Annotated in this window: 22 protein-coding genes; 17 read left to right on the forward strand and 5 right to left on the reverse strand. The window is 69.3% G+C overall.

Annotation, left to right across the window (positions count from 1 at the left end):
• Positions 1-57: 57 nt before the first annotated feature.
• A complete protein-coding gene (locus tag ACIRB1_RS30300; protein WP_352184953.1) occupies positions 58-759 on the forward strand; it encodes a demethylmenaquinone methyltransferase in 702 nt (233 codons plus the stop codon).
• A gap of 114 nt (positions 760-873) precedes the next feature.
• Here the strand turns inward: ACIRB1_RS30300 and ACIRB1_RS30305 are convergent, their stop codons facing one another.
• Entirely contained in the window at positions 874-1,185 is a 312-nt protein-coding gene (locus ACIRB1_RS30305) for a PASTA domain-containing protein (protein WP_266769553.1), read from the reverse strand.
• A 120-nt stretch (positions 1,186-1,305) separates the two neighbouring features.
• Positions 1,306-1,812, reverse strand: coding sequence for a GNAT family N-acetyltransferase (locus ACIRB1_RS30310; protein WP_352184952.1), 507 nt, complete (start codon positions 1,810-1,812; stop codon positions 1,306-1,308).
• A gap of 97 nt (positions 1,813-1,909) precedes the next feature.
• On the opposite strand from ACIRB1_RS30310, the gene ACIRB1_RS30315 reads away from it, so the two are divergent.
• Complete coding sequence (locus ACIRB1_RS30315) at positions 1,910-3,193, forward strand: geranylgeranyl reductase family protein (protein WP_352184951.1); 1,284 nt, start codon at positions 1,910-1,912, stop codon at positions 3,191-3,193.
• A gap of 135 nt (positions 3,194-3,328) precedes the next feature.
• Here the strand turns inward: ACIRB1_RS30315 and def are convergent, their stop codons facing one another.
• Together def and ACIRB1_RS30325 are read right to left on the reverse strand one after the other, a co-directional pair.
• Positions 3,329-3,955 (reverse strand): peptide deformylase, encoded by a 627-nt coding sequence (gene def, locus ACIRB1_RS30320; RefSeq protein ID WP_352184950.1) that lies wholly within the window; start codon positions 3,953-3,955, stop codon positions 3,329-3,331.
• A 187-nt stretch (positions 3,956-4,142) separates the two neighbouring features.
• On the reverse strand, positions 4,143-4,955 hold the full coding sequence (locus ACIRB1_RS30325; protein ID WP_352184949.1) for a C40 family peptidase: 813 nt from the start codon (positions 4,953-4,955) through the stop codon (positions 4,143-4,145).
• A gap of 745 nt (positions 4,956-5,700) precedes the next feature.
• On the opposite strand from ACIRB1_RS30325, the gene ACIRB1_RS30330 reads away from it, so the two are divergent.
• The 14 genes from ACIRB1_RS30330 to nuoN are packed head-to-tail and all read left to right on the forward strand — an operon-like array spanning position 5,701 to position 21,693.
• The gene (locus ACIRB1_RS30330; protein WP_007383963.1) at positions 5,701-6,060 is read left to right on the forward strand and encodes an NADH-quinone oxidoreductase subunit A; all 360 of its coding nucleotides are present in this window, start codon (positions 5,701-5,703) and stop codon (positions 6,058-6,060) included.
• A 13-nt stretch (positions 6,061-6,073) separates the two neighbouring features.
• On the forward strand, positions 6,074-6,628 hold the full coding sequence (locus tag ACIRB1_RS30335; protein ID WP_007383964.1) for an NADH-quinone oxidoreductase subunit B family protein: 555 nt from the start codon (positions 6,074-6,076) through the stop codon (positions 6,626-6,628).
• Entirely contained in the window at positions 6,625-7,368 is a 744-nt protein-coding gene (locus ACIRB1_RS30340; protein ID WP_352184948.1) for an NADH-quinone oxidoreductase subunit C, read from the forward strand. Before ACIRB1_RS30335 ends, ACIRB1_RS30340 begins: the two co-directional genes overlap by 4 nt.
• Positions 7,365-8,702 (forward strand): NADH-quinone oxidoreductase subunit D, encoded by a 1,338-nt coding sequence (locus ACIRB1_RS30345; protein WP_403467655.1) that lies wholly within the window; start codon positions 7,365-7,367, stop codon positions 8,700-8,702. The genes ACIRB1_RS30340 and ACIRB1_RS30345 overlap by 4 nt, the downstream gene beginning before the upstream one ends.
• Positions 8,699-9,550 (forward strand): NADH-quinone oxidoreductase subunit NuoE, encoded by an 852-nt coding sequence (gene nuoE, locus ACIRB1_RS30350; protein WP_266769542.1) that lies wholly within the window; start codon positions 8,699-8,701, stop codon positions 9,548-9,550. Before ACIRB1_RS30345 ends, nuoE begins: the two co-directional genes overlap by 4 nt.
• Positions 9,550-10,896, forward strand: coding sequence for an NADH-quinone oxidoreductase subunit NuoF (nuoF, locus tag ACIRB1_RS30355; RefSeq protein WP_403467656.1), 1,347 nt, complete (start codon positions 9,550-9,552; stop codon positions 10,894-10,896). Before nuoE ends, nuoF begins: the two co-directional genes overlap by 1 nt.
• On the forward strand, positions 10,893-13,421 hold the full coding sequence (locus tag ACIRB1_RS30360; protein ID WP_352184945.1) for an NADH-quinone oxidoreductase subunit G: 2,529 nt from the start codon (positions 10,893-10,895) through the stop codon (positions 13,419-13,421). The genes nuoF and ACIRB1_RS30360 overlap by 4 nt, the downstream gene beginning before the upstream one ends.
• Positions 13,418-14,788 (forward strand): NADH-quinone oxidoreductase subunit NuoH, encoded by a 1,371-nt coding sequence (gene nuoH, locus ACIRB1_RS30365; RefSeq protein ID WP_352184944.1) that lies wholly within the window; start codon positions 13,418-13,420, stop codon positions 14,786-14,788. The genes ACIRB1_RS30360 and nuoH overlap by 4 nt, the downstream gene beginning before the upstream one ends.
• Positions 14,781-15,410 (forward strand): NADH-quinone oxidoreductase subunit NuoI, encoded by a 630-nt coding sequence (gene nuoI, locus ACIRB1_RS30370; protein WP_352184943.1) that lies wholly within the window; start codon positions 14,781-14,783, stop codon positions 15,408-15,410. Before nuoH ends, nuoI begins: the two co-directional genes overlap by 8 nt.
• Entirely contained in the window at positions 15,407-16,255 is an 849-nt protein-coding gene (locus ACIRB1_RS30375; protein ID WP_352184942.1) for an NADH-quinone oxidoreductase subunit J, read from the forward strand. Before nuoI ends, ACIRB1_RS30375 begins: the two co-directional genes overlap by 4 nt.
• On the forward strand, positions 16,252-16,551 hold the full coding sequence (gene nuoK, locus ACIRB1_RS30380; RefSeq protein ID WP_016437642.1) for an NADH-quinone oxidoreductase subunit NuoK: 300 nt from the start codon (positions 16,252-16,254) through the stop codon (positions 16,549-16,551). The genes ACIRB1_RS30375 and nuoK overlap by 4 nt, the downstream gene beginning before the upstream one ends.
• 14 nt (positions 16,552-16,565) lie before the next feature.
• Positions 16,566-18,461: an NADH-quinone oxidoreductase subunit L gene (nuoL, locus tag ACIRB1_RS30385; protein ID WP_352184941.1), complete on the forward strand. Its 1,896-nt coding sequence runs from the start codon at positions 16,566-16,568 to the stop codon at positions 18,459-18,461.
• Between the two features lie 5 nt (positions 18,462-18,466).
• Positions 18,467-20,038, forward strand: a complete 1,572-nt coding sequence (locus ACIRB1_RS30390; protein WP_403467657.1) for an NADH-quinone oxidoreductase subunit M — start codon at positions 18,467-18,469, stop codon at positions 20,036-20,038.
• Positions 20,035-21,693 (forward strand): NADH-quinone oxidoreductase subunit NuoN, encoded by a 1,659-nt coding sequence (gene nuoN, locus ACIRB1_RS30395; protein WP_403467658.1) that lies wholly within the window; start codon positions 20,035-20,037, stop codon positions 21,691-21,693. Before ACIRB1_RS30390 ends, nuoN begins: the two co-directional genes overlap by 4 nt.
• A 57-nt stretch (positions 21,694-21,750) precedes the next feature.
• On the opposite strand, the gene ACIRB1_RS30400 is transcribed toward nuoN, so the two are convergent.
• Positions 21,751-22,290: a hypothetical protein gene (locus tag ACIRB1_RS30400; RefSeq protein ID WP_403467659.1), complete on the reverse strand. Its 540-nt coding sequence runs from the start codon at positions 22,288-22,290 to the stop codon at positions 21,751-21,753.
• Positions 22,291-22,567: 277 nt separating this feature from the next.
• On the opposite strand from ACIRB1_RS30400, the gene recQ reads away from it, so the two are divergent.
• A complete protein-coding gene (gene recQ, locus ACIRB1_RS30405) occupies positions 22,568-24,631 on the forward strand; it encodes a DNA helicase RecQ (RefSeq protein WP_403467660.1) in 2,064 nt (687 codons plus the stop codon).
• The last annotated feature ends 327 nt before the right edge of the window (positions 24,632-24,958 follow it).

Below are 24,958 nucleotides of genomic sequence, written 5' to 3' on the forward strand. Positions count from 1 at the left end.
GTCGGCTACGGGCCGGGCGCCTTCGGGGTGTCCGGCCCGTGCTGCCACAATGGGCCGGTGACCCGCGCATCCCTGGACAAGCAGCCGCACGAAGTCGCCTCGATGTTCGACGACGTGGCGGAACGGTACGACCTCACCAACGACGTGCTGTCCCTCGGCCAGGACCGCCGATGGCGCAAGGAGGTCACGAAGGCGGTCGACGCCCGCCCCGCGCAGAAGATCCTGGACCTCGCGGCCGGTACGGCGACCTCGTCCCTCCCCTTCGCCCGCAGCGGCGCCTATGTCGTGCCCTGCGACTTCTCCCTCGGCATGCTCCAGGTCGGAAAGAAGCGCCACCCCTGGCTGCCGCTCACGGCCGGCGACGCGACGCGGCTGCCGTTCAAGGACGACACGTTCGACGCCGTGACCATCTCCTTCGGGCTGCGCAACGTGCAGGACACCGACACCGCGCTGCGTGAGCTGTACCGGGTGACCAAGCCCGGCGGCCGGGTGGTGATCTGCGAGTTCTCGCACCCGACCTGGGCGCCGTTCCGCACGGTCTACACCGAGTACCTGATGCGCGCGCTGCCGCCGGTCGCCCGCGCGGTCTCCTCGAACCCGGACGCGTACGTCTATCTCGCCGAGTCCATCCGCGCCTGGCCCGACCAGCCCGCACTGGCCGAGCGGCTGCGCAAGGCCGGCTGGTCGAAGGTCGCGTACCGCAACCTGAGCGGCGGGATCGTGGCCCTGCACCGCGGCTTCAAGCAGGCCCAGGCCTGAGCACGCCTTCGGGTACGGGGCCTGAGGCCTGAGTACGCCCTCGGGTACAGGGCCTCCGTACGCCCTCGGGACCCGTGCGTGGGGTCGGTCGCGTGGTCCTGGTCCCCGGCCTGGCTACCTGAGCACCTCGAAGTACGGGTCTCCCGGCGGCTCGTCCAGTTCGCGCTGCATTCCGCCGCCCGGCGGCCGGGGGATGCGCGGCTCGCGTATGCCGCCCCCGCCGTCGCCCTCGCCGAAGTCGCACCAGACGTAGACCACGGAGTCCCGCGGTACCTCGGCGTCCGGCTGCGGGTACTGCCGTACGACGTAGTCGACGACGGCGAGATGGAAGTCGGGGCGGTCCGGAGAGTTGATGAACAGCCCGCGCGACCGGGCGGTCTCGCGCGCGTCCACGGCCATCAGGCCGACGAGCCGTGGCACGCGCACTTCAGGTGTTTTGGGTGTTATGCGCACAGATGTCACCCCCAGCGGTACCGGAAGGGTAACCCCGGTCCGGTCCCGACCGGAAGCGTCAAGTGTCGTTCTGTAGCGGATGGTTACCTTGAGTTACAGTTCGAGCCGGTAGCAGTGGCCCTCCTCCTCGCGCGAGGGCGTGGTGAAGACCTCGGCGAGACGCATGCCCAGCCGCCGGGTCACCGCGATCGACCGCGTGTTGCGGGCCAGGACCATCGCCACCACGCTCGGCACCCCGGCCGCCCGCACCCGCTCCAGGGTCGTTTCCGCCGCCGCCGTGGCATACCCCTGGCCCCAGAACTCCCGCCCCAGCCGCCACCCGATCTCGATCTCGCCCTTCGGCCCCCACTCGTGCGGCCACGGCTGGGCGCCGGTGAAGCCGATCACCCGGTCCTCGGCGTCGAGCATCGTCCACAGGCAGAAACCGCGTTCCGCGTCGTGCCGGCGCTGGCGGGCGGTCAACTCCTCGTAGACGGACAGCTCCGCGGTCCTGCCGCCGTGGAACTCCATGACATCGGGGTGGTCGAAGGCCCGGTGCCAGGCGACGGCGTCCTCGTCGGTGGGAACACGCAGCCGTACTGCGGGGAGAGCTCGGTTCACGGGGCAGCCCTTCAGCCGGGTGATCAGTGGCGCTGAATAGACTGCCCATGTCCAGTGCCGGTCGGCACGCAGATTCCGAACTTGGGGAGATCCCGCCGTGACCGAGCCCCTCTCCGAAAACACCGCCGATGTGATCGTCGTCGGCGCGGGGCCAGCCGGCTCCGCCACCGCCTACCACCTCGCCAAGTCCGGACTCGACGTCCTCCTGCTGGAGAAGACCGAGTTCCCGCGCGAGAAGGTCTGCGGCGACGGCCTCACCCCGCGCGCCACCAAGCAGCTCGTGGGCATGGGCATCGACATCTCCGAGGAGGCCGGCTGGCTGCGCAACAAGGGCCTGCGGATCATCGGCGGCGGTGTACGCCTCCAGTTGGACTGGCCCGATCTCGCCTCCTTCCCCGACTACGGCCTCGTCCGCAAGCGCGACGACTTCGACGAGCAGCTCGCCCACAACGCCCAGAAGGCCGGCGCCCGGCTCTACGAGCGCTGCAACGTCGGCGCCCCCATCCTCGACGAGCGCACCGGCCGCATCACCGGCGTCCACGCCAGGCTCGGCGAGGAGAAGCGCGAGGTCACCTTCCACGCGCCCCTGGTGGTCGCCGCCGACGGCAACTCAACCCGCCTCTCCCTCGCGATGGGCCTGCACCGCCGCGAGGACCGCCCGATGGGCGTGGCCGTACGGACGTACTTCACCTCGCCCCGCCACGAGGACGACTACCTGGAGTCCTGGCTGGAGCTGTGGGACCGCCGCGGCGCCGAGGACCGCCTGCTGCCCGGCTACGGCTGGATCTTCGGCATGGGCGACGGCACCTCGAACGTCGGCCTGGGCGTCCTCAACACCTCCGACTCCTTCAAGGAACTGGACTGGCGCGAGGTGCTGAAGGCGTGGTGCGCGTCCATGCCCGAGGACTGGGGCTACACCCCCGAAAACATGACCGGCCCGATCCGCGGCGCCGCCCTCCCGATGGCCTTCAACCGTCAACCCCACTACACGAAGGGGTTGTTGCTGGTCGGCGACGCCGGCGGCCTGGTGAACCCCTTCAACGGCGAGGGCATCGCCTACGCCATGGAGTCCGGCCAGATCGCCGCCGACGTCATCGTCCAGGCCCACGCCCGCGCGACCCCGTCCCAGCGTGAACTCGCCCTTCAGCGCTACCCGCAGGTCCTCAAGGACACCTACGGCGGCTACTACACGCTGGGCCGCGCCTTCGTGAAGCTCATCGGCAACCCGAAGGTCATGAAGATCGCGGCCCAGCGCGGCCTGACGCACCCGCTGCTGATGAAGTTCACCCTGAAGATGCTGGCCAACCTCACCGACCCCTCTGGCGGCGACGCGATGGACCGCATCATCAACGGCCTGAGCAAGGTGGCGCCGAAGGCGTAGCGGCAGCAGCCGTAGGGCAGCGCTTCGGGGCCCCGGGCTTCGGGGCGGCCTTCGGCCCCGAGCTTCCGGGCCGGCCTTCGGGCTCGGGCTTCTGGGCCGGCCTTCAGGCCGCCCCGGCTTCTGGCTCCGGTGTGATCAGCTGCTGAGCGCGGCTGCCTTGGCGGCCCGGCGGGCGAACACCTCGTCGCGCCGGTCCGCCATCTGCCGCAGCGCCTCCTTGCGGTCCCGCTTGGAGAGCCGGTCCAGGTACACCTGACCGTTGACGTGGTCGGTCTCATGGGCGAGGCAGCGCGCGAAGTACCCCGTGCCCTCGATCACCAGCGGGTCGCCGTCCTTGTCGAGCCCGCGCACCACGGCCCGGTCCGGACGCGGTACGTCCATCACGGCGCCCGGCACCGACAGGCAGCCCTCGCCCTCGTCGAGCAGCCGGCGCCCGGCGGGGTCGAGCGGGTCGAGGACCGGGTTGACGATGTGTCCGACATGTCGGACACCGTCGTCGTCGAAGCAGTCGTACACGAACAGGCGCAGATCGACGCCCACTTGGTTGGCCGCGAGGCCGGCTCCGTCGGCGATGTACATGGTGAGGAACATGTCGGCGATGAGCGCGGCGAGATCGGGCCCGAACTCGGTGACGTCCCGGCACGGGCGGTGCAGGACCTCCTCGCCGACCTCGGTGACCCGTCGCACGGAACCGCGGCGGGCGTCGGGCGCGGGCCAGGGACAGGAGTCGACGGGACTGCCCTGGACGAAGACTCGGGGCATGGATTGCTCTCTTCCGGTTTGACGTCCGGCGTACTGGTTAGCCGAACAGGAGAAGAGAGCCTTTCAGGGAAGCGGCGAACTCCGGTAGTGGGAACGCCCCGTGGGTCCGGGGTGACCGGAGGGTACGCCGAGGGGACCGCTGCCCCCGAGCGGCAGCGGCCCCATGCTCACGGCGTCGTGCGCGGGCTCAGAGCACCCGCACCGCACCGGTCGGCATGTCGTAGGACAGCGGCCGCTCCACGATGCCGGTGGAGGGGTTCTGCGCGCCGACGAACATGCCGTCGCCCACGTACACCGCCACGTGGTACGCGCTGCCCGCGCTGCCCCAGTACAGGATGTCGCCGGCCTGAAGGTTGCTCAGGGAGACCTGAGTACCGGCGGTCGACTGGTCCTGGGAGACACGCGGCAGGCTGATGCCGACCTGCTTGAAGGCGGCGCCGACGAGTCCCGAACAGTCGTAGGCGCTGGGGCCGGTGGCGCCCAGGACGTACGACTTGCCGATCTGCGCCTTCACGAAGGCCACGATGGCCGCGGCCGAACCCGTGGCCGTCGACGAGCCGGTGCTCGTGGAGGCGCTTGTGGTCGTCGCCGCGGACAGGGTGGTCCGCTCGGAGCTGCGGGAGGCCGCGCGCGCCGCAGCGGCCTTGCGAGCGGCTTCCTGGGCCGCCTTCTTCTTGGCCTCCGCCTTCTTCTTGGCGTCGGCGAGGTCCGCCTTCGCCTGCTTCGCGGCATTCGCGGCGGCCGTGTCACGCTCCGCCTGCAGCTGGTAGTTCGCCGCGGCCTGCTGCGTGGCCTCGGCGGACTGGGCGACCTGGGTGGCCAGGTCGGCGGTCAGGGTGGGCAGTTGCAGGGTCTGTGTCGTCTCAGCAGCGTTGGCCGAGGCTGCACCCGCCGCCGCCATGCTGAGAACGCCACCGGCAACTCCGGCCCGCACGGCGATGTTCGTCGTCGCGCTGCGGCGGGGTTTCCGGTGGCTACGTATGTGAGCGGTGTGGGACATGAGACCAACCGGTATCAGGGGCTCCTCCATACCTTCAAGAAACGTGTGCTGCGCCACAATTGTTCAACGGGCGTCATCAACCCCGGGTGTGTCGTTCCTTATTGACGCCGTAACGGACATTGCGGACCTGGGCGATCAGGCCCGTGATCACGGCCTTTCGTCGGTACGCCCGAATTGCCCGCCGCCTACCATCTGTTGGGACCGGTGGCCAAGCCCCGTTCTCATGGGCCTCTCATGAGTGTGGTGGAGGTCACGGAACGGTTACCGGAATGCGTGCGTCCTGCGTGGGTACCGCCGGCGGGTGACTTCGTGAACGCGTGCACGCGTCCACACCGTGCCGCGGGCCTCCCTCTGATGTGTGAACGCGCTTCCACTATCAAGCCGCCGCGTCCAACTCCAATTTGCATGCAAGGGAACCCTCTTGATATGGAGACGACCCCTTCGGCCTGCGATGACGAGCGCGAATGTCACCTCTCGTGATCACTCGGACGCTTCGGGTGTGAAGATCACCGCTCATCCGGCTTGATGATCGTTCGTCAGGTGGTGGAGATCACAAAGCTTGTGCAATACCCCGTGTCGCAGATCACAGAGCGCCGGGCATAAGATGCGAGGCAGTTGGGCTTGTGACCTGCTTCACATGTTCGCGATCTTCGTTGGGACGAACGGGGGTTGAGGGGCACGTGAGCCGGAAGCTGACCCGATGCCATCGCCAGCAGTCAGTGCCGACTGAGAGGAGCGAGGAGCGGTGAACGCGTATGCGCCCATCCTCGTACTGGGAGCCCTCGGGGCAGGCTTTGCGATCTTCTCCGTGGTCATGGCCACGCTGATCGGTCCGAAGCGGTACAACCGGGCCAAGCTCGAAGCGTACGAGTGCGGCATCGAGCCGACCCCCACGCCGGCCGGCGGCGGGCGCTTCCCCATCAAGTACTACCTGACGGCGATGCTCTTCATCGTCTTCGACATCGAGATCGTCTTCCTCTACCCCTGGGCCGTCACCTTCGACGCCCTGGGTGTTTTCGGGCTCGTGGAGATGCTGCTCTTCGTGCTCACCGTCTTCGTCGCGTACGCGTACGTATGGCGGCGCGGCGGCCTGGAATGGGACTGAGGGGCCTTAGACCATGGGACTCGAAGAAAAGCTGCCGAGCGGTTTCCTGCTGACGACCGTCGAGCAGGCCGCGGGCTGGGTGCGCAAGGCGTCCGTCTTCCCGGCCACGTTCGGCCTCGCCTGCTGCGCCATCGAGATGATGACGACCGGCGCCGGACGCTACGACCTGGCCCGCTTCGGCATGGAGGTCTTCCGCGGATCTCCGCGCCAGGCGGACCTGATGATCGTCGCGGGCCGGGTCAGCCAGAAGATGGCGCCGGTGCTGCGGCAGGTCTACGACCAGATGCCGAACCCCAAGTGGGTCATCTCCATGGGCGTGTGCGCCTCGTCGGGCGGCATGTTCAACAACTACGCGATCGTGCAGGGCGTCGACCACATCGTCCCGGTCGACATCTACCTCCCGGGCTGTCCGCCACGGCCCGAGATGCTGATGGACGCGATCCTCAAGCTCCACCAGAAGATCCAGTCCTCCAAGCTCGGCGTGAACGCCGAGGAGGCGGCCCGTGAGGCGGAGGAGGCGGCGCTCAAGGCACTGCCCACCATCGAGATGAAGGGCCTGCTGCGGTGAGTGACGCGAACGGCACCAACGGAGTCAACCCGGAGCAGGACCTGGGTGCCTCCAACCTTCCCGGCCAGCGCGGCGACGGCGGTGAGGAGATCCGCGTCCAGCGCGGCATGTTCGGCGCCAACAACGGCGGCGACACCTCCGGCTACGGCGGCCTGGTCCGCTCGATCCGCCTCCCGGGGGCCGCGAGGCGGCCCTACGGCGGCTGGTTCGACGAGGTCGCCGACGAGCTGGAGGGCGCCCTGGAGGAACAGGGCCTGCTGCCCGGCAACGCGATCGAGAAGACGGTCGTCGACCGCGACGAGATCACCTTCCACATCGAACGCGAGCACCTGGTGCGCGTCGCCCGGACCCTGCGCGACGACCCGGCCCTGCGCTTCGAGCTCTGCACCGGCGTCAGCGCGGTGCACTACCCGCACGACAAGGGCCGCGAGCTGCACGCCGTCTACCACCTTCGCTCGATCACCCACAACCGGCTGATCCGCCTCGAAGTCAGCGCCCCGGACAGCGATCCGCACATCCCGTCCCTGGTCCCGGTCTATCCGACCAACGACTGGCACGAGCGCGAGACGTACGACTTCTTCGGGATCGTCTTCGACGGTCACCCGGCCCTGACGCGGATCATGATGCCGGACGACTGGCAGGGCCACCCGCAGCGCAAGGACTACCCCCTCGGCGGCATCGCCGTCGAGTACAAGGGCGCCCAGATCCCGGCTCCGGACCAGCGGAGGTCGTACTCGTGAGCACGCAGTCAGCATCCGCTTCCGCCGCTTCGGCGCGCGAGACCACCGAGGGCACCGTATATACGGTCACCGGTGGCGACTGGGACGAGGTCGTCCAGTCCGCGGCCAAGGCCGACGACGAGCGCATCGTCGTCAACATGGGGCCCCAGCACCCCTCCACGCACGGGGTGCTCCGTCTCATCCTGGAGATCGACGGCGAGACGGTCACCGAGGCCCGCTGCGGCATCGGCTACCTCCACACCGGGATCGAGAAGAACCTCGAGTACCGCACGTGGACGCAGGGCACCACGTTCGTGACGCGCATGGACTACCTGACGTCCTTCTTCAACGAGACCGCCTACTGTCTCGCCGTCGAGAAACTCCTCGGCGTCGAGGAGCAGATCACCGAGCGGGCGAAGATCATCCGGGTGCTCCTGATGGAGCTGAACCGGATGTCCTCCCACCTGGTGTGCATCGCCACCGGCGGCATGGAGCTCGGCGCCACCACGATCATGATCTACGGATTCCGCGATCGTGAAATGATTCTCGACATCTACGAGCTCATCACGGGCCTGCGGATGAACCACGCGTACATCCGCCCCGGCGGACTCGCCCAGGACCTGCCGCCCGGCGCGGTGGACCAGATCCGCGAGTTCGTCAAGAAGATGAAGAAGAACCTCCCCGAGTACGACAAGCTCGCCACCGGGAACCCCATCTTCAAGGCCCGTATGCAGGACGTCGGCTACCTCGACCTGGCCGGCTGCATGGCCCTCGGCGCCACCGGCCCGATCCTGCGCTCCACCGGCCTGCCGCACGACCTGCGCAAGGCGCAGCCGTACTGCGACTACGAGACGTACGACTTCGACGTCCCGACCGCAGACACCTGCGACTCCTACGGCCGCTTCCTCATCCGCCTGGAGGAGATGCGCCAGTCGCTGCGGATCGTCGAGCAGTGTCTGGACCGGCTCCAGCCCGGCCCGGTCATGGTCGCCGACAAGAAGATCGCCTGGCCCGCCCAACTCGCGCTCGGGCCGGACGGGTTGGGCAACTCGCTCGACCACATCAAGCAGATCATGGGCACCTCCATGGAGGCCCTGATCCACCACTTCAAGCTGGTGACCGAAGGCTTCCGCGTGCCGCCGGGACAGGCGTACGCGGCGGTCGAGTCACCCAAGGGCGAACTCGGGGTGCACGCCGTGTCCGACGGAGGCACCCGCCCCTACCGGGTCCACTTCAGGGACCCGTCCTTCACCAACCTTCAGGCCATGGCGGCGATGTGCGAGGGCGGCCAGGTCGCCGACGTCATCGTCGCCGTCGCGTCCATCGACCCCGTGATGGGAGGCGTCGACCGGTGACCACCAGTTCTTCGGAGCAGGGCGTCAGTCTGGGCATGCCCCAACTGCCCGCGCCCGCCTACCCGGACGACGTCCGGGCCCGGCTGGAGGCCGACGGGCGGGAGATCATCGCCCGCTACCCGGACTCCCGTTCGGCCCTCCTGCCGTTGCTGCATCTCGTGCAGGCGGAAGAGGGTCATGTCACGCGCACAGGCCAGCAGTTCTGCGCGGACCTGCTGCAACTGACGACGGCCGAGGTCGCCGCCGTGGCGACCTTCTACTCCATGTACCGGCGCCGGCCGAGCGGTGACTACCAGGTCGGGGTCTGCACCAACACCCTGTGCGCGGTGATGGGCGGCGACGCGATCTTCGAGTCGCTCCAGGAGCACCTGGGCGTCGGCAACGGTGAGACCACCGACGACGGCAAGGTCACCCTGGAGCACATCGAGTGCAACGCGGCCTGCGACTTCGCGCCCGTCGTGATGGTCAACTGGGAGTTCTTCGACAACCAGACCCCCGCCAGCGCCCGGCGCCTCGTCGACGACCTGCGCGCGGGCGCTCCGGTGGAGCCCACGCGCGGGGCGCCGATGTGCACCTTCAAGGAGACCGCGCGGATTCTCGCCGGCTTCCCCGACGAGCGGCCAGGGGCCGTCGAGGCGAGCGGCGGTGCGGGACCCGCGTCACTGGTGGGTCTCCGCCTGGCCAGGGGAGAGACCGCACCCGCGCGCGTGGTCCATCCGCGGGGCTCCGGTGCTCCGCAGGACGAGTCGCCGACGACCGAGCACCTCAGTTCGCACGACGCGCCGCAGGACACGTCGGCCTCCGACCCCGCCCACCCGGCGGGGCCTGTCGCCGAGGAGGGGGAGTGATGACCTTGGCACCCGAAGTGAAAGACCACAGCCCCGAGAAGCTGCTCGCACCCGTGCTGTCGGCCTTCTGGGACGAGAACGAGTCCTGGACTCTGGACACGTACCGGAGGCACGAGGGATACGAGGGGCTCCGCAAGGCGCTCGCGATGTCGCCGGACGACCTCATCGCGTATGTGAAGGACTCCGGTCTGCGCGGTCGTGGTGGCGCCGGCTTCCCCACCGGAATGAAATGGCAATTCATTCCCCAAGGGGATGGAAAACCGCACTATCTAGTTGTCAACGCCGACGAGTCGGAGCCCGGGACCTGTAAGGATATCCCGCTCCTGTTCGCCAACCCGCATAGCCTCATCGAGGGCATTGTCATCGCGTGTTATGCCATCAGGTCGTCTCATGCCTTCATCTATCTGCGTGGTGAAGTCGTCCCCGTATTGCGGCGGTTGCACGAGGCCGTGCGCGAGGCCTACGCGGCCGGCTTCCTCGGCGAGAACATCCTGGGCAGCGGACTCGATCTCCAGCTCACCGTGCACGCGGGTGCGGGCGCGTACATCTGTGGCGAGGAGACCGCGCTGCTCGACTCGCTCGAAGGCCGCCGTGGTCAACCGCGGCTCCGTCCCCCTTTCCCTGCGGTCGCGGGCCTCTATGCGTGCCCGACTGTGGTGAATAACGTCGAGTCGATCGCGTCAGTTCCCGCCATTCTGCAAAAAGGCAAGGAATGGTTCAGGTCGATGGGCAGCGAGAAGTCTCCGGGCTTCACGCTCTACTCGCTCAGCGGCCATGTCACCAGTCCCGGTCAGTACGAGGCGCCGCTCGGCATCACACTCCGCCAGCTGCTCGACATGAGCGGCGGGATGCGGGCCGGGCACCGCCTCAAGTTCTGGACGCCGGGCGGGTCTTCCACGCCGATGTTCACCGACGAGCACCTCGACGTCCCTCTTGACTACGAAGGAGTCGGTGCCGCGGGTTCCATGCTCGGCACCAAGGCTCTGCAATGTTTCGACGAGACGACCTGCGTGGTGCGTGCCGTCACCCGCTGGACCGAGTTCTACGCCCACGAGTCCTGCGGCAAGTGCACACCGTGCCGTGAGGGGACGTACTGGCTCGTGCAGTTGCTGCGCGACATCGAGGCCGGCAAGGGCGTCATGTCCGACCTCGACAAGCTGAACGACATCGCCGACAACATCAACGGCAAGTCCTTCTGCGCCCTCGGCGACGGCGCCGCCTCGCCGATCTTCTCCTCGCTCAAGTACTTCCGCGAGGAGTACGAGCAGCACATCACGGGCCGGGGCTGCCCCTTCGACCCGGCCAAGTCCACGGCCTGGGCCGACCGCACGGAGGTGAACGCATGACGGTACAGCAGTCGACCAGCGGCTCCGCCGCGGGCTCGCGCCCCTCCGGAGGGGGCGAGGCTGCGGTCCCGCCCGAGGATCTCGTCTCGCTGACGATCGACGGCGCCGAGATCAGCGTGCCCAAGGGCACCCTGGTCATCCGCGCCGCCGAGCAGCTCGGCATCGAGGTCCCCCGGTTCTGCGACCATCCCCTCCTCGACCCGGTCGGCGCCTGCCGCCAGTGCATCGTCGAGGTCGAGGGCCAGCGCAAGCCGATGGCGTCCTGCACGATCACGTGCACGGACGGCATGGTCGTCAAGACCCAGCTCACCTCGCCGGTCGCGGAGAAGTCGCAGCACGGTGTGATGGAGCTGCTGCTCATCAACCACCCGCTGGACTGCCCGGTCTGCGACAAGGGCGGCGAGTGCCCCCTGCAGAACCAGGCGATGTCCCACGGCAACGCAGAGTCCCGCTTCGAGGGCCGGAAGCGGACCTACGAGAAGCCCGTCCCGATCTCCACCCAGGTGCTCCTGGACCGCGAACGGTGCGTGCTGTGCGCGCGCTGCACCCGCTTCTCCAACCAGATCGCGGGCGACCCGATGATCGAGATGGTCGAGCGGGGCGCGCTCCAGCAGATCGGCACCGGTGAGGGCGACCCCTTCGAGTCGTACTTCTCCGGGAACACCATCCAGATCTGCCCGGTGGGCGCGCTGACCTCGGCGGCGTACCGATTCCGCTCCCGCCCCTTCGACCTGGTCTCCACGCCGTCGGTGTGCGAGCACTGCGCCGGGGGCTGCGCGACCCGCACCGACCACCGGCGCGGCAAGGTCATGCGGCGCCTGGCCGCCGTGGACCCCGAGGTCAACGAGGAGTGGGTCTGCGACAAGGGGCGCTTCGCCTTCCGGTACGCGCAGCAGCGCGACCGGTTGCAGACGCCCCTCGTGCGGAACGCGGACGGCGTCCTGGAGCCCGCGTCCTGGCCGGAGGCCCTGGAGGCCGCCGCCCAGGGGCTGTCGGCCGCGCGGGGCCGCACCGGTGTGCTGACCGGCGGACGCCTCACCATCGAGGACGCCTACGCGTACAGCAAGTTCGCGCGTGTGGCCCTCGACACGAACGACATCGACTTCCGCGCGCGCGTGCACAGCAGCGAGGAGGCCGACTTCCTGGCCGCCCGGGTCGCGGGCCGGGGCCGGGACCTCGACGGTAACGGCGTCACGTACACCTCCCTGGAGAAGGCGCCCGCCGTTCTGCTGGTCGGGTTCGAGTCCGAGGAGGAGGCGCCCGGCGTCTTCCTGCGGCTGCGCAAGGCCGCGCGCAAGCACGGGCAGCGGGTGTTCTCGCTCGCCACCCACGCCACGCGGGGTCTGGAGAAGGCGGGCGGCACGCTGCTGCCGGCCGCTCCGGGCACCGAGACCGAGTGGCTGGACGCGCTCGCGAGCGGTGTCGGCCTTGAGGACGACGGCGCCAGTGCCTCCGAGGCGCTGCGCTCCGAGGGCGCGGTGATCGTCGTCGGCGAGCGGCTGGCCGCCGTCGCCGGGGGGCTCACCGCCGCCGTACGTGCCTCGTTCGCGACCGGGTCCCAGCTGGTGTGGATTCCGCGCCGGGCCGGGGAGCGCGGGGCGATCGAGGCGGGTGCGCTGCCGTCGCTGCTGCCCGGCGGTCGTCCGGCCACCGACCCGCGCGCGCGTGAGGAGGTCGCCGTCGCCTGGGGCGTCGCCGAACTCCCGCACCGCTACGGCCGCGACGCCGGTCAGATCGTCGAGGCCGCCGCCGGTGGTGAGCTGCGGGCGCTGGTCGTCGCGGGTGTGGAGGCGGGCGATCTGCCCGACCCGGCACGCACGCGTGCGGCCCTGCACGAAGTGGGCTTCCTGGTGTCGCTCGAACTGCGGCCCAGCGAGGTCACCGAACACGCGGACGTGGTGTTCCCGGTCGCGGCGGTCGCCGAGAAGGCGGGCACCTTCCTCAACTGGGAGGGCAGGGTCCGCTTCTTCGACGCGGCGCTCAAGCCCGACCAGATGACCCGCACCCTCGCCCCCACCGACGCCCGCGTCCTACAGATGCTGGCCGACGCCATGGACGTACACCTGGGTCTGCCCGATCTGCGCACCACGCGCGCGGAGCTGGACCGGCTCGGTGCCTGGGACGGGCCGCGGGCCAGTGATCCGTTGGAGACCGCGGGCGTGCTGCCCCGGCCGGCCGCCGGGGAGGCCGTGCTCGCCGGGCACCGGCTGCTGCTCGACCAGGGCGCGCTCCAGGAGGGCGACGACGCGCTCGCCGGCACCCGGCACGCCGCCCACGCGCGCGTGTCTGCCGCCACGGCCGCCGAGGCGGGCGTCAAGGACGGCGACGCGCTGGCCGTGACCGGCGGCTCCGGAACCGTCGAACTCCCGCTGCGGGTCACCGAGATGCCCGACCGGGTGGTCTGGCTCCCGCTGAACTCCACCGGCGGGGGCGTCGCCTCCGACACCGGGGCGCTGCCCGGCGCACTCGTCCGCATCGGCCCGGCGAAGCCCGCCGCCGAAGCCCCCAAGGAGGTGGAGGCATGAGCCCGTACCCGTACCTCGCTGCCGAAGACCTCTCGATGTTCGGCCGCGACCCCTGGTGGCTGGTCGTCGTCAAGGCGGTGTTCTGCTTCGCCTTCCTGATGATCACCGTGCTGTTCTCGATCGTCTGGGAACGCAAGGTCGTCGCCTGGATGCAGCTGCGCATCGGACCCAACCGGCACGGCCCCTGGGGCATGCTCCAGTCGCTCGCCGACGGCGTGAAGCTGATGCTCAAGGAAGACCTGATCGTCAAGCGCGCCGACAAGCTGATCTACATCCTCGCGCCGGTCGTCGCGGCCATCCCGGCCTTCATGGCGATCGCGGTGATCCCCTTCGGGCCCGCCGACAACGAGGTGTCGATCTTCGGCCACCGCACCACGATGCAGCTCACCGACCTGCCGATCGCGATGCTCTACATCCTCGCGGTCGCCTCGGTCGGCATCTACGGCATCGTCCTCGCCGGCTGGAGCTCCGGCTCCACGTACCCGCTGCTCGGCGGTCTGCGGTCCTGCGCGCAGATGATCTCCTACGAGATCGCGATGGGCGCCGCGTTCGCCTCGGTGTTCCTCTACTCCGGGTCGATGTCGACGTCGACGATCGTTGAACAACAGCACGACCGCTGGTACATCATCCTGCTGCCGGTCTCCTTCATCATCTACATCGTCACGATGGTCGGGGAGACCAACCGCGCCCCCTTCGACATGCCGGAGTCCGAGGGCGACCTGGTCGGCGGCTTCAACACCGAGTACTCGTCCATCAAGTTCGCGCTCTTCATGCTCGCCGAGTACGTGAACATGGTGACGGTCTCCGCGGTGTCGGCCACGCTCTTCCTGGGCGGCTGGCGGGCCCCGTGGCCGATCAGCTCCTTCTGGGAGGGCGCGAACCACGGCTGGTGGCCGATGCTCTGGTTCGTCATCAAGGTCCAGCTGCTGCTGTTCTTCTTCATCTGGCTCCGCGGCACCCTCCCGCGCGTGCGCTACGACCAGTTGATGAAGCTCGGCTGGAAGGTCCTCATCCCGGTCTCCGTGGTCTGGCTGATGCTCGTCGCGACCGTACGGACCCTGAAGAACGAGAACTACGACTTCGCCGACATCGCCCTCTACGTCGGCGGCGGTGTGCTCGTCCTGCTGTTGCTGTCCTTCATCGCGGACATGTTCCGCCAGAAGGCCAAGGACGACGCGCAACCGGCCGGGGAACCCGCCGGGTTCGACGCGATGGCGGGCGGATTCCCCGTGCCGCCGCTGCCGGGACAGGAGTTGCCTCCGGTGCCGCGGCGCCCCTCGCGCCGCGAGCGGGAGTTGATTGTCAGTGGCGGGCCGGACACTGGCAGTGACGGATCTCTGGATGGAAAGGAGGCGTCCGATGGCTGAGGAGCCCAAGGAGACCAAACCCGGTTTCCAGAACCCCGTGGCCGGCTTCGGCGTGACCTTCAAGGCCATGTTCAAGAAGCGGCTGACCGAGCAGTACCCGGAGCAGGAGAAGACCACCGCCCCGCGGTTCCACGGACGGCACCAGCTCAACCGCCATCCGGACGGCCTGGAGAAGTGCGTCGGCTGCGAGCTGTGCGCCTGGGCCTGCCCCGCCGACGCCATCTACGTGGAGGGCGCCGACAACACCGACGAGGAGCGCTACTCGCCGGGCGAGCGGTACGGCCGCGTCTACCAGATCAACTACGCCCGCTGCATCCTGTGCGGCCTGTGCATCGAGGCGTGCCCCACGCGCGCGTTGACGATGACCAACGAGTTCGAGCTGGCGGACAGCAGCCGCGCCAACCTCATCTACACCAAGGAACAGCTGCTGGCCGGCCTTGAGGACACCATGGTCGACAGCCCGCACGCCATCTACCCGGGGATGGACGAACAGGACTACTACCGGGGCCTGGTGACGGAGGCCGCGCCCGGCACGGTGCCCCAGGTCGCCGTCTCCAAGGGCGAACCGAGTTCATCGGCGAGCCCTTCGGGCGCGGCGAAGGAAGAGGGGGTGGAGGCATGAGCCCGCAGTTCGTCGCCGCCGCCTACTCCACCTCCACCGGAGAGGCCTTCCAGTTCTGGGTCCTCGGCACGGTCGCGGTGATCGGCGCCCTGTCCACCGTCCTCATGAAGAGGGCCGTGCACAGTGCGCTCTCCCTCGCCGGGACCATGATCATCCTGGCGGTGTTCTACCTCGCCAACGGCGCCTACTTCCTGGGCATCGTGCAGATCGTCGTCTACACCGGCGCGATCATGATGCTGTTCCTCTTCGTGGTGATGCTGGTCGGCGTCACGGCAGCGGACTCCCTGACGGAGACCATCAAGGGCCAGCGCTGGCTGGCCCTTCTCTGTGGGCTCGGCTTCGGCATCCTGCTCTTCGCGGGCATCGGCAACGCCTCGCTGACCCAGTTCGGCGGCCTGAGCACGGCCAACGCCAACGGCAACGTGGAGGGCCTGGCCGCCCTCATCTTCACGAAGTACGTGTTCGCCTTCGAGATCACCGGCGCCCTGCTGATCACCGCCGCCGTAGGCGCCATGGTGCTCACGCACCGCGAGCGCACCGAGCGGCCCAGGACCCAGCGCGAGCTGTCCGAGCAGCGCGTCCGCGAGGGCAAGCACGTCCCGCCGCTCCCCGCCCCGGGCGTCTACGCCCGGCACAACGCGGTGGACATCGCGGGCCTGCTGCCCGACGGCACCCCGTCCGAGCTCACGGTCAGCAAGACGCTCCGTGACCGCGGCCAGATCCGTGACGTGTCCAGCGAGGCGCTCGACGATCTGCGGGCCCTGGAGCAGCGCGCCGAGGAGCGCCTGGAGCGCACCGAGATCGAGCCGGCGAACCTCAAGCGGACCGAGGAGGCGTCGAAGTGAACCCCGTCAACTACCTCTATCTCTCCGCCCTGTTGTTCACGATCGGCGCCACCGGAGTGCTGATCAGGCGGAACGCGATCGTCGTGTTCATGTGCATCGAGCTGATGCTCAACGCCTGCAACCTCGCGTTCGTCACCTTCTCCCGGATGCACGGCAATCTCGACGGTCAGGTCATCGCCTTCTTCACGATGGTCGTCGCCGCCGCGGAGGTCGTGGTCGGGCTCGCGATCATCGTGTCGCTGTTCCGTTCCCGCCACTCGGCCTCGGTCGACGACGCCAGCCTGATGAAGCTCTGAGGGGTCGCTGAATCGTGGAGAACCTGATTGCGCTGCTGGTAGCGGCGCCTCTGCTCGGAGCGGCCGTACTGCTGTGCGGCGGCCGGCGGCTCGACGCCGTCGGCCACTGGATCGGCACGATCCTCGCGGCCGCCTCCTTCGTGATCGGTGTCGTCCTCTTCACCGACCTGCTGGGGAAGAGCGCCGAGCACCGGACGCTCATGCAGCACCTGTGGACCTGGGTCCCCGTCGAGGGCTTCCAGGCGGACGTCACCTTCCGCCTCGACCAACTGTCGATGACCTTCGTCCTGCTGATCACCGGCGTCGGCTCGCTGATCCACCTGTACTCGATCGGGTACATGGAGCACGACGAGCGCAAGCGCCGCTTCTTCGGCTATCTGAACCTGTTCCTCGCGGCGATGCTGATCCTCGTCCTCGCCGACAACTACCTGCTGCTGTACGTCGGCTGGGAGGGCGTCGGTCTCGCCTCCTACCTGCTGATCGGCTTCTGGCAGCACAAGCCCAGCGCGGCCACCGCCGCGAAGAAGGCCTTCCTGGTCAACCGGGTCGGCGACATGGGCCTGTCGATCGCCATCATGCTGATGTTCACCACGTTCGGGACGTTCGCCTTCGGGCCGGTCCTCAGCCACGTCGGTGACGCCTCCGAGGGCAAACTCACGGGCATCGCCCTGATGCTGCTCCTCGCGGCCTGCGGCAAGTCCGCCCAGGTGCCGCTCCAGTCCTGGCTCGGCGACGCGATGGAGGGCCCGACCCCGGTCTCGGCCCTCATCCACGCCGCGACCATGGTGACCGCCGGCGTGTACCTGATCGTCCGCTCCGGAGCGATCTTCAACGGCGCGCCGAACGCACAGCTGGTGGTCACCGTCGTCGGTGCCGTCACGCTCCTGTTCGGTGCGATCGTCGGTTGCGCGAAGGACGACATCAAGAAGGCCCTCGCCGGCTCGACCATGTCGCAGATCGGCTACATGGTGCTCGCCGCAGGACTCGGCCCCATCGGCTACGTCTTCGCGATCATGCACCTGGTGACGCACGGCTTCTTCAAGGCCGGACTGTTCCTCGGCGCCGGTTCGGTCATGCACGGGATGAACGACGAGGTCGACATGCGCAAGTACGGCGGCCTCCGCTCGTACATGCCGATCACGTTCGTCACCTTCGGTCTCGGCTACCTCGCCATCATCGGCTTCCCTGGCCTGTCCGGCTTCTTCTCCAAGGACAAGATCATCGAGGCGGCCTTCGCCAAGGGCGGCACCGAGGGCTGGATCCTCGGCGGCGCGGCCCTGCTGGGCGCGGCCATCACGGCGTACTACATGACGCGCGTGATGCTGATGACCTTCTTCGGGGAGAAGCGCTGGCAGCCGGACGAGAACGGCGACGACCCGCACCCGCACGAGTCCCCGAAGACCATGACCATCCCCATGATGGTCCTGGCGATCGGCTCGGTCGGCGCGGGCGCCTTCTTCGGGATCGGGAACCGCTTCCTGCACTGGCTGGAGCCCATCACAGGCCACGAGGAGGGCAACTCCCCGGTCAGCGCCCTGACGGTCACCCTGGCCACCATGGCGGTCCTGATCGTCGGCGTCGCGATCGCCTGGGCGCAGTACGGCCGCAAGCCCGTCCCGGCCGTCGCCCCGCGCGGCTCGCTGCTCACCCGGGCCGCCCGCCGCGACCTCCTCCAGGACGACTTCAACCACGTCGTCCTGGTGCGCGGCGGCGAGCACCTCACCCGCTCCCTGGTCTACGTCGACCACACCCTGGTCGACGGCGTCGTCAACGGCACGGCGGCGTCCATGGGCGGCCTCTCCGGAAGGCTGCGCAAACTGCAGAACGGCTATGCGCGGTCGTACGCGGTCTCGATGTTCGGCGGTGCGGCCATCCTCGTCGCCGCGACCCTGCTGATGAGGGCGGTCTGATACCGATGTCCTTTCCCCTCCTGACAGCGACGGCGGCGCTCCCGGCCCTCGGGGCGGTGGCCACGGCCGCCGTCCCGGCCGCCCGGCGCACCGCGGCGAAATGGCTGGCGCTGCTGGTCTCGCTGGCGACGCTCGCGCTGGCCGTCACGACCCTGGTGCGCTTCGACCCGGGCGGCGACCGCTACCAACTCACCGAGTCCCACCCCTGGATCGCCGCCTTCGGAGTCCGCTACGAGCTGGGTGTGGACGGCATCGCGGTCGCGCTCCTCGCGCTCACCGCCCTGCTGATCCCGTTCGTGATCCTGGCCGGCTGGCACGACGCCGACCCCCTGGAGACCGGCAGCAAGCGCTGGCGGCCCACCCAGGGCTTCTTCGCCCTCATCCTTGCGGTGGAGGCGATGGTGATCATCTCCTTCGAGGCCACCGACGTCTTCCTCTTCTACATCTTCTTCGAAGCCATGCTGATCCCGATGTACTTCCTCATCGGCGGCTTCGGGGACCGGGCCCACGAGCACGGCGACGAGGCGGCGGCCACCCAAAGGTCGTACGCGGCCGTCAAGTTCCTGCTCTACAACCTGGTCGGCGGCCTCATCATGCTGGCGGCCGTGATCGGCCTCTACGTAGTGGCCGGAAACTTCTCTCTCGCGGAGATCGCGCAGGCACGGGCCAACGGCTCGCTGCACATGGCGACCAACACCGAACGCTGGCTGTTCCTGGGCTTCTTCTTCGCCTTCGCGGTGAAGGCGCCCCTGTGGCCGCTGCACACCTGGCTGCCCAACGCGATGGGCGAGGCCACCGCCCCGGTCGCCGTACTGATCACGGCGGTCGTCGACAAGGTCGGCACCTTCGCGATGCTCCGCTTCTGCCTCCAGCTGTTCCCGGAGGCCAGCAAGTGGGCCACGCCCGTGATCCTCGTCCTCGCCGTGATCAGCATCATCTACGGCGCGCTGCTCGCGGTCGGCCAGCGGGACATCAAGCGGCTGGTGGCGTACGCGTCGATCTCCCACTTCGGGTTCATCATCCTGGGCATCTTCGCGATGACCAGCCAGGGGCAGTCCGGCGCGACGCTGTACATGGTCAACCACGGCATTTCCACGGCCGCGTTGATGCTCGTCGCCGGCTTCCTGATCTCGCGGCGCGGCTCGCGTCTGATCGCCGACTACGGAGGGGTGCAGAAAGTCGCCCCGGTGCTCGCCGGCACCTTCCTGATCGGCGGTCTGGCCACACTGTCGCTGCCCGGACTCGCACCCTTCGTGAGCGAGTTCCTGGTCCTGGTCGGCACGTTCTCGCGCTACCCCGCGATCGGGATCATCGCCACCTTCGGCATCGTCCTCGCAGCGCTGTACACCCTGGTCCTCTACCAGCGGACGATGACCGGCCCGGTGAAGCCCGAGGTCGCCACGATGCCGGACCTGCGCCCGCGTGAACTCCTGGTCGTCGCCCCGCTGATCGTGCTGCTGATCTTCCTGGGCGTCTACCCGAAGCCCGTCACGGACATCGTGAACCCGTCGGTCAAGCAGACCCTGTCCGACGTACACAAGAAAGATCCCAAGCCCTCGGTGGAGGCGGCCAAGTGAGCGCAACAGCCGTCCACAGCCTGTGGACAACGGCGGCAACGTCGGCCGACCCGATCGCGAAGATCCCCGCGCCGAAGATCGAGTACGCGCAATTGTCGCCCACCTTGATCATCCTCGGCGCGGCCCTCATCGGGGTGCTGGTCGAAGCGTTCGTCCCGCGCAAGTCCCGTTACTACGCCCAGGTGTTCGTGTCCGCCGTGGCGCTGTGCGCCGCCTTCGCGGCGGTCGTGGCGCTCGCGGCTGACGGGTACGGCACCACCAAGGCGCACATCGCGGCCATGGGCGCGATCGCGGTCGACGGGCCCTCCCTGTTCCTTCAGGGCGTGATCCTGCTCTCCGGACTGGTCGGCCTGTTCACCTTCGCCGAGCGCAGGCTCGACCCGGAGGCGCACGGCAACCGGGTCGACTCGTTCGCCGCGCAGGCCGCGTCCGTACCGGGCAGCGACAGCGAGAAGGCCGCCGTCAAGGCCGGGTTCACCACCACGGAGGTGTTCCCGCTCCTGCTCTTCGCGGTCGCCGGAATGCTCGTCTTCCCGTCGGCCAACGACCTGTTGACCCTGTTCGTCGCCCTGGAAGTCTTCTCGCTCCCGCTCTACCTCCTGTGCGCCCTGGCCCGCCGCAAGCGGCTCCTGTCGCAGGAGGCCGCGGTCAAGTACTTCCTCCTGGGCGCCTTCGCCTCCGCGTTCACCCTGTTCGGCATCGCGCTGCTCTACGGCTACGCGGGCTCGATGTCGTACGCCACGATCTCCCAGGTCGTCGACGGCTCCATCACCAACATCAACCCCGCCCTCGCGGACACCATGGGCAACGACGCGCTGCTGCTCATCGGCGGCGCGATGATCGCCATGGGGCTGCTGTTCAAGGTCGGCGCGGTGCCGTTCCACATGTGGACGCCCGACGTCTACCAGGGCGCGCCGACCCCGGTCACCGGCTTCATGGCCGCCGCCACCAAGGTGGCCGCCTTCGGAGCGCTGCTCCGCCTGCTCTACGTCGTGCTGCCGGGCCTGCGCTGGGACTGGCGGCCCGTCATGTGGGGCGTGGCGATCATCACGATGCTGGGCGGCGCGATCGTCGCGATCACCCAGACCGACATCAAGCGGCTCCTGGCGTACTCCTCGATCGCGCACGCGGGCTTCATCCTCGCGGGTGTCATCGCGACCACCCGGGACGGCGTCTCCTCCGTGCTGTTCTACCTGGGCGCCTACTCGTTCGTGACGATCGGCGCCTTCGCGGTCGTCACGCTCGTGAGGGACGCGGGAGGCGAGGCGACGCACCTGTCGAAGTGGGCGGGGCTCGGGCGGAGGTCACCCCTGGTCGCGGCGGTGTTCGCCGTGTTCCTGCTCTCCTTCGCGGGCATTCCGCTGACGGCGGGCTTCGCCGGGAAGTTCGCCGTGTTCAAGGCGGCGGCGGCCGGTGGCGCGGCGCCGCTGGTCGTGGTCGGTGTGCTCTCGTCGGCCATCGCGGCGTTCTTCTACATCCGCGTGATCGTGCTCATGTTCTTCAGCGAGCCCAGGCCGGACGGCCCCACCGTCGCGGTCCCGTCCCCGCTGACCATGGCGACGATCGGAGTGGCCGTGGCGGCCACGCTCGTCCTCGGTGTGGCCCCGCAGTACTTCCTGGACCTGGCCAACCAGGCCGGCGTGTTCGTGCGCTGAGCACAGGCCGAAGGCCCCGGTTCCCTGTCGAGGGAACCGGGGCCTTCGTGTGTGCGGTCAGACCGCCGGACAGGCGACCTCGGGGTTCCACGCGGCGAACAGGCCCGCCGAGTTGGGCTTGTAGAGCCAGGCGTGCAGGGTGAAGTAGCCGGGGAGCTGACCCTTCTGGAAGGTCTGCCCGAACAGCGTCGGCGCGGTCTGTCCCGTGTCCTTCACGACCCACTCCACCGCGACCAGCTTGCGCGCGCCGCCGCTGGACGTGCCCGTGTAGGCGTTCGTGAACCCGTCCGCGTAGACGAGGGCAGCGGGCTTCTGCGGGTCGACCGAGCCGATGTTCGCAGGGTTGACGTAGTGGTAGCCCATACCGCCCGCGGTCGGGTCGGCGACGCAGGTGTCGGTGCGCCCGTAGCCGCCGGCCGCCGCGAACCCCTCGTACCCGTACTTGCCGGTGGCCTGAGTCGTCCTGCTCAGCTGGGTCCACACGGACGGGTCGGGGGAGGGCGCGGCGTGGGCCGGGGCGGCGGCCAGCGCGAGGGCCGCGGCGGTCGCCAGCGCGGCGGCGGCCTTGACGGCACCCAGCAGGGACCGAGGGGACATGGTGGGGGCTCCTTGGCTTCGGGAGGCGGCCGCACGCACGGCGCGCCGTCCGTTCGGGGCGTGGCGGGCCTCCGCGGTCCCGCCCCAGCAGCATGTTCCGGCCGGATCGGTCGCGCCATGTGACGGGAGCCAATCGACTGACCACAGCCGGTAACCGCCGCCGGGCCGCACCCGCCACCGTCACCAGCCTGTGGATAACTCCGACGCTGTCAGCGCGGAGCCCTATCGTGGACGCAGTGGTCGAGGGACGACGTACGGGGGACGAGCGATGCACGGGATGGGCGGGACGGTTGTGACGACCGAAGTACGGACGCCGGCGACACACGGCGAGAGCGAGGCACTGGCCACGCTCCACCGCGTCTTCGGCTACGACAGCTTCCGGGGCGAGCAGGAAGCGGTCATCGAGCATGTGGTGGCGGGCGGTGACGCCGTCGTCCTCATGCCGACCGGCGGCGGCAAGTCGCTCTGCTACCAGATCCCGTCCCTGGTCAGACCTGGTACGGGAGTGGTCGTCTCCCCGCTGATCGCGCTGATGCAGGACCAGGTGGACGCGCTGCGCGCGCTCGGCGTGCGCGCCGGGTTCATGAACTCGACGCAGGACTTCGACGAGCGGCGTGTGGTCGAGGCGGAGTTCCTGGCGGGCGAGCTGGACCTGATCTACCTCGCGCCGGAGCGGCTGCGGCTCGACAACACGCTGGACCTGCTCTCGCGCGGCAAGATCTCCGTGTTCGCGATCGACGAGGCGCACTGTGTGTCGTCCTGGGGGCACGACTTCCGCCCCGACTACCTCTCCCTCTCGGTGCTCGGCGAGCGGTGGCCGGACGTCCCGCGGATCGCGCTCACGGCGACGGCCACGGACGCGACGCACAAGGAGATCACCCAGCGGCTGAACATGCCGAGCGCCCGGCACTTCGTGGCGAGCTTCGACCGGCCCAACATCCAGTACCGGATCGTGCCGAAGGCCGACCCCAAGAAGCAGCTGCTGAGCTTCCTGCGCGAGGAGCACGCGGGCGACGCGGGCATCGTGTACTGCCTGTCGCGCAGGTCCGTCGACACCACCGCCGAGTTCCTGTCGCGCAACGGCATCGAGGCGGTGCCGTACCACGCGGGCCTGGACTCGGGCACCCGTGCGGCGCACCAGTCGCGGTTCCTGCGCGAAGAGGGCCTGGTCGTCGTCGCGACCATCGCCTTCGGCATGGGCATCGACAAGCCGGACGTACGGTTCGTCGCCCACCTCGACCTGCCCAAGTCGGTGGAGGGCTACTACCAGGAGACGGGCCGTGCCGGGCGCGACGGCATGCCGTCCACGGCATGGATGGCGTACGGCCTGAACGACGTCATACAACAGCGCAAGATGATCCAGTCCAGCGAGGGCGACGAGGCGTTCCGCCGTCGGGCCGCCGCCCACCTGGAGGCCATGCTCGCGCTCTGCGAGACCGCGCAGTGCCGGCGTGGCCAACTCCTCGCCTACTTCGGGCAGGACCCGGACGCGGCGGCCTGCGGCAACTGCGACACGTGCCTGGTCCCGCCGGAGACGTGGGACGGCACGGTCGCCGCGCAGAAGGTGCTGTCGACGGTGGTGCGGCTCCAGCGGGAGCGGGGCCAGAAGTTCGGCGCCGTGCAGATCGTCGACATCCTCATGGGGCGCCGCACGGCCAAGGTGATCCAGTTCGACCACGACCAGCTGTCCGTGTTCGGCATCGGCGAGGATCTCTCCGAGGGCGAATGGAGAGGTGTCGTACGGCAGTTGCTGGCACAGGGACTGCTCGCGGTCGAGGGGGAGTACGGCACGCTGGTGCTCACCGAGGCGAGCGGGACCGTGCTGCGGCGCGAGCGGGAAGTGCCGCTGCGCAAGGAGCCGAAGAAGCCGGCGGGTTCCTCGCGCTCGGGGTCGTCCTCGGGGCGCGGCGAGCGCAAGGCCAAGGCGGCGGCGGTGGAGTTGCCGGAGTCGCTCCAGCCGGCCTTCGAGGCGCTGCGTGCGTGGCGTGCGGAACAGGCCCGCGAACAAGGGGTTCCGGCGTACGTCATCTTCCACGACGCGACGTTGCGGGAGATCGCGACGGTGTGGCCGACCTCGGTGGGACAGCTCGGGGAGATCAGCGGGGTCGGCGAGAAGAAGCTGGCGACGTACGGCGAGGGCGTGATCGGGGTGCTGGCCGCGCTGGGGGAGGCACCGGAGGGGGCGACTCCGGCTGGGGCCGGTGCCGGTGCTGGGGCCGGAGCCTCGGTGCCGGTGCAGGCGGCGGCGCCTGCGACTGGGCGGGCGGCGAAGGATGTTGACCCCGGGGCGGATTACTGGCCGGAGATGGATGCGGAGCCGGAGCCGGAGGATTGGATGTAGGGAGGGGGAGCGGGGAGCCGGGGGAAGGGGAGCCCGGGGAAGGGGAGGGACCGGGAGCGGGGTGTGGGGACTGGTAGCGGTGCGGGGCGCGAGGGCTGACAGCGGAGTGCGGGTGCCGGGATCGGAGTGAGGGACCGGGGCTGGGGTGTGGGGGTGGCCCCGGTACGGTCCGCGGCCCAGGGCGGTCGGGCTGGGGTGCCGGTGCGGGGCCGTGGGTTCAGGTTTTGGGGGTCCAGGGTGTGAGTTCGGGGTGCCGGGCGCGGGCTTGGGGCCCTCACCCGATGCCGTCAGCACGCCGTTCTCCGGCCCGGAGCCGTCAGCCCAGGG

This window comes from Streptomyces sp. NPDC096013 (assembly GCF_044763565.1).
Taxonomy (GTDB): Bacteria; Actinomycetota; Actinomycetes; order Streptomycetales; family Streptomycetaceae; genus Streptomyces.